At 36.3% G+C, this 15925-nt stretch carries 8 protein-coding genes; all 8 read left to right on the top strand.

Annotated elements, in window-relative coordinates:
* Nucleotides 1-54 precede the first annotated feature (54 nt).
* The 8 genes from J2W48_RS07305 to J2W48_RS07340 all read left to right on the top strand — a co-directional run bounded on the left by J2W48_RS07305 (nt 55) and on the right by J2W48_RS07340 (nt 15826).
* Nucleotides 55-2454, top strand: a complete 2400-nt coding sequence (locus J2W48_RS07305) for a glycoside hydrolase family 31 protein (RefSeq protein WP_310279891.1) — start codon at nt 55-57, stop codon at nt 2452-2454.
* A 209-nt stretch (nt 2455-2663) separates the two neighbouring features.
* Entirely contained in the window at nt 2664-4667 is a 2004-nt protein-coding gene (locus tag J2W48_RS07310) for a glycoside hydrolase family 97 protein (RefSeq protein ID WP_310279893.1), read from the top strand.
* 133 nt (nt 4668-4800) lie between these two features.
* On the top strand, nt 4801-6960 hold the full coding sequence (locus tag J2W48_RS07315) for a glycoside hydrolase family 3 C-terminal domain-containing protein (RefSeq protein ID WP_310279894.1): 2160 nt from the start codon (nt 4801-4803) through the stop codon (nt 6958-6960).
* A 7-nt stretch (nt 6961-6967) separates the two neighbouring features.
* Nucleotides 6968-8560, top strand: coding sequence for a GH39 family glycosyl hydrolase (locus tag J2W48_RS07320; RefSeq protein ID WP_310279896.1), 1593 nt, complete (start codon nt 6968-6970; stop codon nt 8558-8560).
* A 97-nt stretch (nt 8561-8657) separates the two neighbouring features.
* Nucleotides 8658-10895: a glycoside hydrolase family 3 C-terminal domain-containing protein gene (locus J2W48_RS07325; protein WP_310279898.1), complete on the top strand. Its 2238-nt coding sequence runs from the start codon at nt 8658-8660 to the stop codon at nt 10893-10895.
* A gap of 127 nt (nt 10896-11022) precedes the next feature.
* Nucleotides 11023-12252, top strand: a complete 1230-nt coding sequence (locus J2W48_RS07330; protein WP_310279900.1) for a glycoside hydrolase family 5 protein — start codon at nt 11023-11025, stop codon at nt 12250-12252.
* A 113-nt stretch (nt 12253-12365) separates the two neighbouring features.
* Entirely contained in the window at nt 12366-14315 is a 1950-nt protein-coding gene (locus J2W48_RS07335; protein WP_310279902.1) for a sialate O-acetylesterase, read from the top strand.
* 8 nt (nt 14316-14323) lie between these two features.
* Nucleotides 14324-15826 (top strand): family 43 glycosylhydrolase, encoded by a 1503-nt coding sequence (locus tag J2W48_RS07340; protein WP_310279904.1) that lies wholly within the window; start codon nt 14324-14326, stop codon nt 15824-15826.
* Nucleotides 15827-15925 lie beyond the last annotated feature (99 nt).

A 15925-nucleotide genomic window follows, 5' to 3' on the forward strand; every position in this document is an offset into this window, starting at 1 on the left:
GCAAGTTTTCAAAAGCTTGCAGGATTTAAATAACATTTTGAATAAATTAAACCAATGAAAAACACACAACTAACCACTTTGTTTTCAATCTTCATGTTTGGATTTCTTGTGATGCCAAAAGCGTCCGCACAAATTCAAAATGCTGATGTTTTGAATGCTCCTATAGACATAAGCAAGGACTTTCAAAATTACCTAAACACGTTTTATTTCGCAGACGAATTAACAAAATTTGACCCTGCTACAGGAAAAGGAACAATAAAATATCTGAGGTACAATTATAAAACACGTCAGGCTTTCAACAATATGATGATGAAGCCAGACACCATTGCAGCAAATGAATTTCCTACTACAGAATATGAAGTTTCACCATTATTGCCTTTTGAAATTCAGTTTATTTCAGACAGGACAATCCGAATCAAAACGACTTCCGGACCACAATTTCGTCCGCAAAAGGAATCCTTAATGTTGGTTGATGGAGTGGCACCAAATCATCCTGAATTATGGAAATATTCTAAAATTGAAGGCGGTCATAAATATACCAGTAAACACGGAGTTGTAGAGATTTTATCTAAACCGTGGCACGTCAAAATTTATGATGAAAAAGGAAAATTGCTAACCAGTACACTTCACGATTCCGATTTCAAAAACACCTATACACCAACACTTCCGTTTTCGTATGTTCGTAGAAACAGTGATTATTCCAGAAGTATGGGTGCAGCTTTCAGTTTAGAACCGGACGAAAAAATATTTGGTTGTGGAGAATCATTTACACAATTCAATAAGCGCGGGCAAAAAGTTGTTTTATGGACAGATGATGCTAATGGTATTCAGAATGAAACCATGTACAAGCCTATTCCGTTTTACATGAGCAGCCGTGGTTATGGCGTTTTTATGCACCATTCTACACCCATTACAGTTGATTTTGGGAAATATTACGCAAGTGCCAACGAAATGTATATTGGAGATGATGAAGCTGATTTGTTTTTCTTTATAGGAGAACCAAAAGACGTTCTGGATCAATATACAGATTTAACCGGAAAAGCTGCAATGCCGCCACTTTGGTCTTTTGGTTTCTGGATGAGCCGAATTACGTATTTCTCTGAAAAAGAAGGCCGTGAAGTAGCTAAGAATTTACGTAAGTATAAAATCCCGACTGATGTAATTCATTTTGATACGGGTTGGTTTGATGTTGATTGGAGAAACAATTACGAATTTGCAAAAGCTCGTTTTGGCGATCCTGTTAAAATGATGGCTGATATGAAAGACGATGGTTTTCAGGTTTGTTTATGGCAATTGCCTTATTTTTCACCTAAAAATACATTGTTCAATGAAATCATGGATAAAAACTTAGCGGTAAGAGACAGAAAAGGAAATCTTCCGTACGAAGATGCAGTTCTGGATTTCTCAAATCCGGAAACCGTAACATGGTACCAGGGTAAGTTGAAACATTTATTAGATCAGGGTGTTGCTGTTTTTAAAGTTGATTTTGGAGAAGCAGCTCCAGCAGACGGAATTTACCATTCAGGACGTACCGGTTTTTATGAACACAATTTATATCCGTTAAGATACAATAAAGCAGTAGCGGAAATAACTCAAAAAGAAAAAGGATATACTCTAATCTGGGCCAGAAGTACCTGGGCAGGATCGCAGCGTTACCCTTTGCATTGGGGTGGTGATGCCGAAACTACAAATGGGGCAATGTCTGCAGAATTACGTGGTGGATTATCATTAGGATTAAGCGGATTCAGTTTCTGGAGTCATGATGTAGGTGGATTTGTAACCAAATCGCCAGAAGATTTATATCGTAGATGGACACCATTTGGAATGTTAACCTCTCACGTGAGAAGTCATGGAGAACCGCCAACAGAACCTTGGTTGTACAGCAAAGAATTTTTGGATTCGTTTAGAAAAGCAGACAACATGCGTTATGAATTAATGCCATATATTTATGCTCAGGCCAAGGAAAGTTCTGAAAAAGGATTACCAATGTTGCGTGCTTTGTTTGTAGAACATCCAAAAGATGCAGGATCCTGGTTGGTTGATAATGAATATTTATTTGGATCAAGTATGTTGGTTGCTCCTTTGTTTGAAGAAGTAACGGAGAGAGATGTTTACCTTCCGGCAGGAACATGGATTGATTATCAAACTAAAAAAGTATACGAAGGTGGATGGCATAAAATCAAAGCAGGTGATATTCCAATTGTAGTTCTGGTTAGGGATGGTTCAGCGATTCCACATATTGCATTGGCACAATCTACAAAAGATATGGACTGGAGCAAATTGACCCTAAAAGTATTCGCAAGCGGAAAAACTACTTCGGCGAAAGCCAAAGTGTTTTTACCAAACGGTGATGCTGTTCAGGAAATTACAGTTACTAAAAATGGGAATAACATAGAAGTTGCCCCAAATGCTTTAAGTACAAAAACCACTTTTAAAACGGAATGGACAAAATAAAAAAAATGAGGCACAAATTAAAAGAATTATTCCTCTCGCAGATTTAGCAGATCATGCAGATTTTTAACCTTTTACAATCAGTTATAAATACACTGAAAAAAAGAATTAAAAAAAATAAAATCTGTTCAATCTGCCAAATCTGCGAGAGAAGAAATAAAAAATCCTTTTTAATTCTTTTAATCTGTGGCAAAAAATATAATTCCAAAAACATGAAAAACTATCTAATTCTCCCAGCTGTATTGTTTTCAATAACATTTGGCTATAGTCAGAAAAATAAAAATGCTTACGAATTGGCTTCTCCAAACGGGAAGAATAAAGTCAAATTCGAATTAGTAAAAAATGCACCTAAATATGCTGTTTCACACGGAAAAACCGAAGTGATTACGCCATCAGATATGGGTTTTTTACTAAAAGGGAATGAGGATTTAAGCACCAATTTCGAAATCAAAAATGTAAAAACTACCTCTTTCGATGAAACTTGGGAACAGGTTTGGGGTGAAAAGAAAAACATCAGAAACAACTACAATCAATTGGTAGTTGAGTTGCAGCAAAAAGGGAAAAACAAACGTAAACTGGAGATTCAGTTTCGTGCTTTTGATGATGGAGTAGCTTTTAGATATGTATATCCAAAACAAAATGTAAAAGACAGTATTTTCATTATGGATGAAAAAACGACTTTTAACTTGAAAGAAGATGGAAAAGCCTGGTGGATTCCGGCTTACCGTGAAAATCGATACGAGTATTTATATGAGAATTCTCCGGTAAGCACTTTAGATACCGTTCACACCCCTTTGACAATTGAAAGCAAAAGCGGACTGAAACTGAGTTTTCACGAAGCCAATCTGATTGATTTTGCAAGTATGACTTTGGTTAATACAACAGGAACGCAACTTAAACCCGATTTAGTGCCATGGGCAGATGGAGTGAAGGTTCGCGTAAAAGATACATTTACGTCTTCCTGGAGAACCATTCAGATTGGAGAAACTGCAGGTGATTTAATTGATTCGTATTTAGTTTTAAATTTGAATGAACCGAATAAATTAGGAAATCCATCGTATGTAAAACCGTATAAATATTTCGGAATTTGGTGGGGAATGCACATTGGGAAATATACTTTTTGGGAAAGCGACAAACAAGGAGCTACGACTAAAAATGCTGAAGAATATATTGATTTTACTGCCAAAGAAGGTTTTCATCACTTATTGATTGAAGGCTGGAATAAAGGCTGGACTCCAGCCTGGTATGAAAATCACATGCACATGTTCAGCTTTACTAAAAGTGCTGATAATTTCGATTTGGAAAAAGTGGTTGAATATGGTAATAAAAAAGGCGTAGAACTTATTGGATACCACGAAACAGGTTCCAATTTAATTAATTATTTAAAACAAATTGATGAAGGTTTTGCTTTATACAAAAAATTAGGCATTCATACCGTGAAAATTGGTCACGTAGGTTCTAAGCTAAATATGAAAGAATGGCATCACGGTCAGTTTGGTGTCAATTACTTCAGATACGTGCTGGAAAAAGCTGCCGAATATGACTTGGCTGTTTTCTATCATGAACCAATAAAAGATACGGGAGAACGCAGAACCTATCCGAATATGTTGGCTAGAGAAGCAGCCCGCGGTCAGGAATACAATGCTTGGAGCGAAGGAAATCCACCAAATCATGCCGTTATTTTACCATTTACAAGAATGTTGTCCGGTCCTATGGAATATACGCCGGGAGTTTTAGATGTTGAAATCAAACAAGGTTATCCCGGAAAAAGAATTCACGGAACAACAGCACAGCAATTAGCTATGTATGTAACGTTTTATTCACCAATTCAAATGTTAGCCGATCTTCCTGAAAATTATAAAGGAGTTCCTGCTTTTCAATTCCTAAAAGATGTCCCTACCGATTGGGAAGATACCAAAGTGCTGAATGCTGAAATTGGAGAATATTTGACTACAGTTCGTAAAGATCAAAATAGTGCTGACTGGTATTTAGGATCAATGACTAATGAAAAGGCTCGTGATGTAGAAGTTTCACTATCATTTTTAGACGCAAATGCTACTTACGAAGCTCAGATTTATGCTGACGCCGAAGGTACGGATGAAACACACAATCCAACAGCAGTAGCGATTTCTAAGAAAACCGTTAAAGCTTCAGATTCATTAAAATTACATTTAGGCGGAGCAGGCGGAACAGCAATCCGTTTTAGAAAACTATAATTATAGACATTTCAAACCCGACAGGTTTTTAAAACCTGTCGGGTTTACTCGCGTTTACTTACATACCAATTAGATTTCAAAAAATAACTTTATAAAAATTTCAACCCTGGGTTTAATAACCACAATTTTTTAAATGAAAAACCTCAAGTTACATATCATTTTTCTTTTGTCGGTCAATTTGGTGTTGTCGCAGCAAAAACAATATCCTTTTCAGGATTCTAAACTAGATACTGAAAAGCGTATTGACAATTTGTTATCGTTGATGACACTTGATGAAAAAATTTCAGCGTTAAGCACCAATCCATCGGTTACAAGATTAGGGGTTAAAGGTACAGGTCATGTTGAAGGATTACATGGATTAGCTTTGGGCGGGCCAGGAGAATGGGGCGGAAAAAACAAACCACCATTACCTACAACAACTTTTCCTCAGTCTTATGGTTTAGGAGAAACCTGGGACACAGATTTGATTCAGAAAGTAGCTCAGGTTGAAGGTTATGAAACACGTTATGCTTTTCAGAAATATAATAGGGGAGGCTTAGTAGTTCGTGCCCCAAATGCTGATATTGCAAGGGATCCACGTTGGGGACGTACGGAAGAAAGTTATGGCGAAGATGCTTTTTTTAACGGAACAATGACGGTTGCTTTTGTAAAAGGGTTGCAAGGGAATCATCCAAATTATTGGCAAATAGCTTCGCTGATGAAACACTTTTTAGCGAATAGCAATGAAGACGGAAGGACCTACACATCATCTGATTTTGATGAAAGATTGTGGAGAGAATATTATGCCCTGCCTTTTCAAATGGGCGTTGTCGAAGGAGGATCCCGTGCTTATATGGCCGCTTATAATAAAGTAAACGGAATTCCGGCAATGGTACATCCGATGCTGAAAAACATTACCCAAAAAGAGTGGGGACAAAACGGAATTATCTGTACGGATGGAGGCGCATTCAAATTATTGCTTTCTGATCATAAATATTATGCGGATAAATATCTTGGAGCCGCAGCTACGGTAAAAGCCGGAATAAATCAGTTTTTGGACGAATATACTGAGGCAGTTTACGGGGCAATAGCTCTTGGTTATTTAAAAGAAAAGGATATTGACGCTGTGATTCGGGGGAATTACAGAGTGATGATTCAGCTTGGAATGTTAGATGTCTCAGATGAAAATCCGTATGCTAAAATTGGAACAGAAAAAGATACCCTTGATCCCTGGAAAACCGAAGAGCATAAAAAAATAGCTTTAGAGGCCACTCAAAAATCTATTGTTTTACTTAAAAATGATTCGAAAAAACTATTGCCTTTACAAAAAGATAAACTAAAAACAATTGCTGTAATCGGTTCACGGGCAGATGAGGTTCTTTTGGATTGGTATAGTGGAACACCACCTTATGTTATTACTCCTTTGCAGGGAATAAAAAACAAACTGGGTAATAAAGTAGAGATTCTGTACGCTAAAAACAACACTGACGGTAAAGCGGCTGAAATTGCTAAAAAAGCGGATGCTGTGATTGTAATTGTTGGTAATCATCCGGTATGTAATGCTGGTTGGGCGAATTGCCCTGTTCCAAGCGAAGGCAAAGAAGCCGTTGATCGTCAATCATTGACATTAGAACAAGAAGATCTGATAAAAGTGGTTTATCAGGCAAATCCAAAAACCATAGTAGCTTTGATTAGCAGTTTTCCGTATGCGATAAATTGGACACAAGAACATGTCCCGGCAATCGTACACATGACGCAAAACAGTCAGGAAACGGGAACTGCTTTGGCTGATGTTTTGTTTGGAGATTATAATCCGGCGGGGCGTTTAACACAAACCTGGGTAAAAGATATTACCGATTTGCCGGACTTTTTAGATTACAATATCCGAAATGGAAGAACATATCAATATTTCAAAGGAAAACCTTTATATGCTTTTGGTCACGGATTAAGTTATAGCACTTTTAAATACAATTCGATTGAAACAAATTCAGAAGCAATCTCTAAAAATGGAGAAATAAAAGTAGTGGTTTCAATTACCAATACAGGAGATAAAGACGGAGATGAAGTGGTACAATTATATGTAAAACAATTGCAATCTAAGATAGAACGTCCTGAAAAAGAATTAAAATCTTTTCAAAGAGTATTTTTTAAAGCAGGAGAAACCAAGTATGTCACTTTGATTGTAAAAGCCAAAGATTTACAATTTTGGAATACATCAAAACAGCAATTTGAGTTAGAAAATAATACAATCGAAATTCAGGTTGGCAGTGCTTCAGACACCATTCTTTTAACTAAAAAAATAGCCGTAAAATAACATTATAATGAAAAGAAATATAATACTATTAGTCGTTTTATTAAATCTAACCAATGGTGCATTGTTTGGACAAAGTGCTATTTCTGAAAGTGCATCAACTGATAGAATTATAAAAGCCGATTACAACAAAACCGCCGGAAAATTAAACACCATGTTCAAAGAATGCATTGGTGCCGGAAGAGCAAACGAAGGATTACGCGCTGATTGGCAACAGCAATTGGCAATGACAAAACAAGAATGTGATTTTAAATACATCAGAATGCACGGTTTACTGTCTGATGATATGGCCGTTTACAGAGAAGATGCAAAAGGAAATCCGGAATACAATTACCAGTATATTGATGTCTTGTATGACTATATTCTGAGCATCAAAATGAAGCCTTTTGTAGAACTGGGTTTTATGCCATCTGCATTGGCGAGTGGGCCAGAAACTATTTTCTGGTGGAAAGGAAATGTAACCCCTCCAAAAGATTATAAAAAATGGGAAGATTTAATTCGAAACTTAACACAGCATTTCAAGGAACGTTATGGAGACGAAGAAGTAAAAACATGGTATTTCGAGGTTTGGAACGAACCTAATTTAACACCGGGTTTCTGGACAGGGACGCAAGAGGAATATTTTAAATTATATGAATACGCAGCACGCGGAATTAAAAGTGTAAATCCTGCCTATAAAGTAGGTGGGCCTGCAACAGCCGGTGCGGGATGGGTTCCGGAAACTATTGAATTTGCAACAAAAAATAATGTACCCCTAGATTTTATTTCGACACATACTTATGGAGTTAAACAAGGATTTCTGGATGAATTTGGAACCACAGGAACAGTTTTAAACAAAGAAGAATCAAGTATAAGTGGCGATGTAATAAAATCACGTAAACAAATTTCAAATTCGGCTAAGCCAAATTTAGAATTACATTACACCGAATGGAGTAGCTCCTACACTCCGGCAGATCCTATTCATGACAGTTATCATTCGGCTGCGTACATTCTCCAAAAATTAAAACAAGTGGGCGATGCAGCGAACTCCATGTCGTATTGGGTTTTTACCGATATTTTTGAAGAACCGGGACCTAGGTTTACGCCTTTCCATGGAGGATTCGGATTATTAAATACGCAGGGGATTAAAAAACCGGCATATTTCTCTTATTCTTTCCTGAACAAATTAGGAGAAACAGAACTTCAGAACAAAGACACTTCGTCGTGGGCAACAAAAAATTCAAAAGGAGATATTCAGTTGTTGTTTTGGGATTTTACTAATACACATCCCGGGGATTCTGTTAACAATCAATCCTATTACATAAAGGATTTACCATCTAAACCAAAAGGAAGCGTAAAAATTGAAATATCAGGACTTCAAAAAGGAAAATATATTTTAGAAATATATAAAACAGGATACAAAAGCAATGATGCTTTTACCGATTATCTGGCAATGGGAAAACCAAATCAGCTAACAAAGCAAGAAGTCAGTACGCTTAAGGAAAAAAATAATGGAGCTGTAATGGCAACAGAAAAAGTAACTATTAATGCAACAGGAATTTACAGTAAAGATTTCAAGATAAATGAGAATGATGTTGTCCTGTTGAATCTGATAAAACAATAATCGAATATAAACATAAAACAAAAACCAAAAATAAATTTAAACTACGATCTAAGATTTTAGTGAGGATGAAAATTTTAAATCTAAAAACGAACTATCTATGAAAAACAAAATTTTACACTTGTCAGTTGCATTTGCTTTTGTGGCGTTTGCTTCTTGTAAAAATAACGAACAAACTTCTGATTCTGATTCGGCTCAAAAAGACGAATATGTAGGCAAAGAAATAGGTTCAGAATTTGATGCTGAAATTGATAAACTGGTTGCTCAAATGACACTTGAAGAAAAAATAGGCATGTTGCATGGCAACAGTATGTTTACTTCTGGTGGCGTAAAACGTTTAGGAATCCCGGAATTAAAAATGGCCGATGGCCCTTTAGGAGTTCGTGAGGAAATTTCCCGTGACAACTGGGCTCCGGCAGGTTTAACGAATGATTTTGCTACGTATTATCCGGCTGCCGGAGCTTTGGCTGCTACTTTTAATCAGGAAATGGCTTATATGTTTGGAAATAGTGTGGGGCAGGAATTGCGTGCCAGGGATAAAGACATGTTGCTTTCTCCAGCCATCAATATTGTGAGAACACCGCTCGGGGGAAGAACATATGAATACATGACCGAAGACCCGTTTTTGAATAAAAAAATGGCGGTTCCTATGGTTGTGGGTTTACAGGACAATGATGTTATGGCCTGTGTAAAACACTTTGCGGCCAATAATCAGGAAACCAATCGTGATTTTGTAGATGTTCAGATTGACGAGCGTACCCTTCGTGAAATTTATTTACCTGCATTTGAAGCATCTATAAAAGAGGCTCATGTATATAGTGTAATGGGCGCGTACAACAAATTCAGAGGAGAATATTTATGTGAGAATGATTATATGCTGAATAAAATCCTTCGTGATGAATGGGGATTCAAAGGGGTTGTAGTTTCAGACTGGGCTGCAGTGCATTCAACAGTAAAATCTTTAAAAAGCGGATTGGATATCGAAATGGGGACTCCGAAACCTTTCAATGAATTTTTCCTTGCCGATAAATTAATTGCTGCCGCTAAAAATAAAGAAATCTCAGAAGCAGAAATTGATATTCATGTAAAAAGAATTTTACGCACTTTATTCCAGGTAAAAGCGATGGGAGGCAAAGACCGTGTAAAAGGAAGTCTTGCAACTGAGGCACATTATCAGGATGCCTATAAAATTGCAGCAGAAGCAGTAGTTTTATTGAAAAACGAAAACAATGCGTTACCATTGAAATTGGATGGAGTTAAATCTGTTGCTGTAATTGGAAACAATGCCACTAAGAAAAATGCTTTAGGCGGATTTGGTGCCGGAGTAAAAACAAAAAGAGAAGTTACGCCTTTAGACGGTTTAAAAAACAGATTGCCAAAGTCAATCCAGATCAATTATGCTGAAGGATATTTAGAGCGTTATGATGAAAAAAATAAAGGTAATTTAGGAAATATTACATCTAATGGTCCGGTAACAATTGATCAATTAGATCCGGCTAAATTGCAAGAAGCGATTGATGTGGCTAAAAACTCTGATGTAGCCATTATTTTTGCAGGTTCTAACCGTGATTATGAAACTGAAGCTTCTGACAGAAGGGATTTGCATTTACCATTCGGGCAAGAAGAATTAATTCAAAAAGTACTGGCCGTTAATCCAAGAACTATTGTGGTTATGGTAGCGGGAGCTCCTTTTGATATTGATGCAGTTAGCAAAAAAACATCGGCTTTGGTATGGACATGGTTTAATGGTTCTGAAGGAGGAAATGCATTGGCAGACGTACTGTTAGGAAAAGTAAATCCATCAGGAAAATTACCTTGGACAATGCCTAAGAAGTTAATGGATTCTCCAGCGCATGCTACTAATAGTTTTCCTGGAGATAAAGCTGTAAAATATGAAGAAGGAATTTTGGTTGGATACCGTTGGTTTGATACTAAGAAAATAACTCCTTTATACGCTTTCGGATATGGATTATCCTATACCACTTTTACTATTGATAATGCTAAAGCTGATAAAACAGAGTATGCTGCAGATGAAACAATCTCAGTTTCTGTTGACGTGAAAAACACCGGAAAAACAGATGGTAAAGAAGTGGTTCAGCTGTACGTTTCAAAATCAGATTCAAAAGTTACCCGTGCTGAAAAAGAATTAAAAGGGTTCAAAAAAGTATTGGTAAAATCAGGAGATTCAAATACCGTGACAATTAAAGTTCCTGTAAAAGAATTAGCATACTACGATGTCGCAGCTAAAAAATGGATAGTGGAACCAGGAAAATATACTTTGAAATTAGGAAACTCGTCAAGGGATATTAAGAAAGAAATTGTTGTAACAATCAAGTAAAAATAGGTTTTGAATTAATTGTGGGTCCTATAATTTAAATTATAACAGAAAACTCGATGAAATTATATCAAAATGCATTTAGTGTTTTTAAGTAATGAGGACTATAATTAATTGTAAAAATAGAAGAATGAAAAATCAAATAAAAAGTTACTTGTTAAGTATCCTTTTCTGCTTTTCTTTAAGTCTTTGGGCTAGTTCTGATAAGGAAGAAAAAAAAGAAGAAAAGATTGCAGTGGAAGATTTATATCCAAGCTACAATACAAATCCAATTCCTGCAGATGTATCAGGAATGGGGAGTACTGCCACACAATTAGCAGCAAAAATAAGATTAGGCTGGAATATAGGCAATACACTTGAAGCAACAGACGGAGAAACGGCCTGGGGAAATCCAAAAATTACAAAAACATTGATTGACGCCGTAAAAGCAAACGGTTTTAATGCCATTCGAATTCCATGTTCATGGAATCAATACTTAGAAAATTCGGCTACAGCTAAAATTAAAACAGACTGGCTAAACAGAGTCAAAGAAGTCGTGCAGTATTGTGTTGACAACGATATGTATGTGGTTGTAAACGTTCATTGGGACGATGGCTGGCTTGAAAACAACATTACCGAAGCCAAAAAAGTAGAAAACAACGCCAAACAAAAAGCTTTTTGGGAACAAATCGCAACTCATTTACGTGGTTTTGACGAACATTTACTTTTTGCAGGAGCAAATGAACCAGCAGTTGAAGATGCAGCACAAATGGTAGTGTTAACTTCCTATTACCAAACTTTTATTGATGCTGTTCGTTCTACCGGAGGAAAAAATGCTTATCGTGTTTTAGTAGTTCAGGGACCAACAACAGATATCGAAAAAACGAATAAATTAATGACCACTTTACCAACAGATAAAACTGCAAGCCGTCTGATGGTTGAAGTGCATTACTATGCGCCGTGGAATTTTGGAGGTTTAACCAAAGATGAAACCTGGGGTAAAATGTTCTATTACTGGGGAGCAAATTACCATTCGGCAACAGATACCAAAAGAAATGCAAGTTGGGGAGAAGAAGCTGATTTAGAAAAAAACTTCAAATCAATGAAAATGCAATTTGTCGATAAAGGAATTCCGGTTCTTTTAGGAGAATTTGGCGCCATTAGAAGAACAACTTTAACTGGAGAAGCCTTAACTTTACATCTCGCTTCAAGAGCCTATTATTTAAAAACAGTGGTAAAACAAGCCAAAGCTAATGGTTTATTACCTTTTTATTGGGATGAAGGAAGTACCGGAAATAATGGTTTCGGAATCTTCAAAAGAAGCGATAATACTGTTTTTGATACTCAGGTATTAAATGCATTGCTTGAAGGATTGCAGTAAAAAAATGGCTTTAAATCCTATAAGTGATATAAGAAATTTTAAGTTTTAGCTTAGTTGCGAACTAAATTCTACTTATATCACTTATATGGTTTTAACTAATTAATTAGAATAAAATGAAAAAATATATAATCTTTTTTTTATTGATAATGAGCGTGTTATTGCATGCTAATGTCAAAATGCCTTTGTTGTTTTCTGATGGCATGGTTTTACAACGCAACAAATCGATTCCAGTTTGGGGTTGGGCTGATGCCAATGAAAAAATCACCATTCATTTTAATAAACAAACCAAAACCATTCAAGCCGATAAAAACGGAAAATGGATGGTAAAATTAGATGCGGAAAAAGCGGGCGGACCTTTTGAATTAATCGTTACAGGAAAAAACAAAATCACCATTAAAAATGTTTTGGTTGGTGAAGTCTGGATTTGCAGCGGTCAATCTAATATGGAATTTCAGGTATCAAAAACAATGAATGCTAAAGATGAAATTGCTGATTCAAATTATCCGATGATTCGTCATTTTGGCATTGCGCAGGATTTAAGCGGAACTCCAAAAGACGATTTGAAAAAAGGGAAATGGGAAGTTTCAGGTAAAGAAACCGTTGGTAATTTTACGGCTGTTGGCTATTATTTTGCTAAAAAATTATACACCGAATTAAAAATACCAATTGGAATCATCAACACATCCTGGGGCGGGACCAATGTAGAAACCTGGACAAGCCATGAAGCATTTCAAAATAGTGATGAATTTAAAGCTATGATTGCTGACGTTCCTACAGTAGACATGGAGGGGATTTTCGAAAGTTATAAAAAATCAGTTTTAGGAAATCTCAAAAAAGTTCAGGGTTTTGATGTTTCCATGGAGAACGAAAACCAATTTAAAGAACTCAGTTTTGATGATAAAAACTGGCCGGAAATCAAAATACCTTCACTTTGGGAAAACCAGCAAATAGGAAACATTGATGGTATTGTCTGGATGCGAAAAACAATTGTATTAACAGCCGAACAAGCCAAAAAAGAAGCTGTTTTGCATTTATCTAAAATAGATGATGAAGACCAAACTTTTGTAAACGGAATTCAGGTAGGAACTAATACGATATGGGAAGCGCAAAGAATTTATAAAATTCCGGCAAATGTTTTAAAAGAAGGAACAAACGTAATCGCAGTCAGAATTACAGATTATAGCGGCGGTGGTGGAATTTACGGAGAAGCTGCAGACTTAAAAATTCAGTTCAAAGACAATAATATACCGCTTGAGGGACTTTGGAAATTCAATGTTATTCAGGTAAAAATCGCAGTTTCACCAAATAGTTATCCTTCATTATTGTATAATGCAATGGTAAATCCGCTGGTTCCCTATGCCATTCAGGGCGTTTTATGGTATCAGGGCGAAGCCAATGTTTGGAGAGCCAATCAATACAAAAAAGCGTTTCCGCTCATGATTACAGATTGGCGAACAAAATTTAAGCAGGGCGATTTTCCTTTTTATTTCGTTCAACTCTCAACTTTCGATGAGTTCAAAGGAAACAGTAAAGTCGGAAGCCGATGGGCTGAACTTCGCGAAGCACAATCCGAAACTTTAAAATTGAAAAATACCGGAATGGCGGTAACAACTGATATCGGAAACGCAAAAGATATTCATCCAACCAACAAACAAGATGTTGGACTGCGTCTGGCAGCAATTGCATTGAACAATGTGTATGATAAAAAAAGAATCTTTAGCGGACCAACCTATAAATCTCAGGAAATAAAAGGAAACCAAATCATTCTGACTTTCGATAATATTGGTTCCGGTTTAACGGTTTCAGATAATTCAGAAAACGTAAAAGGTTTTGAAATTGCCGGTGCCGACAAAGTTTTTCATTCTGCGAAAGCGATAATTAAAGGCAATAAAGTAATCGTTTCAAGCGATCAGGTTCAAAATCCAGTAGCCGTTCACTATGGCTGGGCAGACGATGATACAGAAATTAATCTTTTCAATAAAGAAAAATTTCCCGCATCGCCTTTCAGAACGGACAATTGGGAGATGATTACAGCAGGCGAAAAATATAAAGTCAGCAAATAATTTTACTTATGAAAAAAATAATTTTGTTATTCATATTTTCCATGTCGCTTGCAATTAATGCACAGCAACAAAATACTAAAGCAAATAGTGAATCTTATCAAAATCCAATATTTGCAGGTGATTATCCGGATCCATCGATAATCAGAGATGGAGAAGATTACTATATTGTACATTCTTCATTCAATTATTATCCCGGTTTATTAATCTGGACTTCAAAAGATTTAGTAAACTGGAAACCCGTTACACATGCACTTAAAAAAAGTGTAGGATCAGTTTGGGCTCCTGATTTGGTCAAATACAACAATAAATTTTACATCTATTTTCCGGCAAACGAAACTAATTATGTCGTTTGGGCAGATGCTGTAAATGGCCCATGGAGTGATCCTATAGATTTAAAGGTTGGTAATATAGACCCCGGACATTTTGTTGATGATAAAGGCAATCGATTCCTTTATTTCAGTAATGGAGGTTATGTACCATTGTCTAAAGATGGTTTAGCTGCGGTTGGTGATATAAAGCATAGTTATGATGGTTGGAAAATACCAAGAGAATGGTCGATTGAATGTTTTTGTATGGAAGGGCCAAAAGTTTTAAAGTATAAAGATTATTATTATCTAACAGTAGCCGAAGGAGGTACCGCGGGACCGGCAACAAGCCACATGGTAATATCTGCAAGATCAAAGTCGCCTTTGGGACCATGGGAAAATTCTCCATATAATCCAATTATCAGAACAAATGACAGTTCCGAAAAATGGTGGTCAAAAGGTCACGCGACGGTGATTGATGATGTTAAAGGTAATTGGTGGATGGTTTTTCATGGTTATGAAAACGGTTATTACAATATGGGGCGTCAGACCCTTTTGCAACCTGTAGAATGGGCTGCTGATGGCTGGTTTAAAATGAAAGCAGGTACTAAAACAGAAGATGTACTAAAGAAACCCGCAGGCCAATCTGTGAAAAGTAATTTCACCCTTTCTGATACTTTTACAGCTACGAAACTTCAGCCTCAATGGCAGTTTTATGACCAATATGAGGCAGACAGGATTCAATTTTCTAAAAATGGATTAAAAATAAAAGGAAAAGGAAGTAATATTGGTGAAAGTTCCCCATTATTATGTACTCCTTCTGATCATTCTTATTCGGCTGAAGTTGAAATAGAAATTGAGGGTAATGCGTCTGCAGGGCTTATTCTATTTTATGACACCAAAATTTATACAGGTATTGCGGCTGATAAAGAAAATATTTCTGCCATACTAAGAACGTGGCAGTTTCCAACTCAAAAAGGAGTAAATAAAAAGCATTTATTTCTTCGTTTGGAAAAAAAGGAACAACTCGTTAATATGTTTTATAGCATAGACGGGAAAGAATGGTTGAAAATTGAAAATTCTGCAGAAGTATCATCATTCAATCATAATGTATTAAGTGGGTTTATGAGTCTCCGTTTAGGTCTTTCTGCCGTTGGCGAAGGTCAGGTTACGTTCAAAAATTTCATTTACAAAGCAGCTAACTAATTCCTGAAATAATTATATTTAGGACCGAAATTTATGTGCTGCTATTATCAGGGCGTGACCATATTTACAAAAAGGCGCTATTAACAAACCGCTTATTGT

This window comes from Flavobacterium piscis, from assembly GCF_031457575.1.
Lineage (GTDB): Bacteria > Bacteroidota > Bacteroidia > Flavobacteriales > Flavobacteriaceae > Flavobacterium > Flavobacterium piscis_A.

Bases quoted from the DNA above. Each gene is read 5' to 3' on its own strand.
- J2W48_RS07305 (WP_310279891.1), top strand. From the start codon at position 55: ATGAAAAACACACAACTAACCACTTTGTTTTCAATCTTCATGTTTGGA.
- J2W48_RS07310 (WP_310279893.1), top strand. From the start codon at position 2,664: ATGAAAAACTATCTAATTCTCCCAGCTGTATTGTTTTCAATAACATTT.
- J2W48_RS07315 (WP_310279894.1), top strand. From the start codon at position 4,801: ATGAAAAACCTCAAGTTACATATCATTTTTCTTTTGTCGGTCAATTTG.
- J2W48_RS07320 (WP_310279896.1), top strand. From the start codon at position 6,968: ATGAAAAGAAATATAATACTATTAGTCGTTTTATTAAATCTAACCAAT.
- J2W48_RS07325 (WP_310279898.1), top strand. From the start codon at position 8,658: ATGAAAAACAAAATTTTACACTTGTCAGTTGCATTTGCTTTTGTGGCG.
- J2W48_RS07330 (WP_310279900.1), top strand. From the start codon at position 11,023: ATGAAAAATCAAATAAAAAGTTACTTGTTAAGTATCCTTTTCTGCTTT.
- J2W48_RS07335 (WP_310279902.1), top strand. From the start codon at position 12,366: ATGAAAAAATATATAATCTTTTTTTTATTGATAATGAGCGTGTTATTG.
- J2W48_RS07340 (WP_310279904.1), top strand. From the start codon at position 14,324: ATGAAAAAAATAATTTTGTTATTCATATTTTCCATGTCGCTTGCAATT.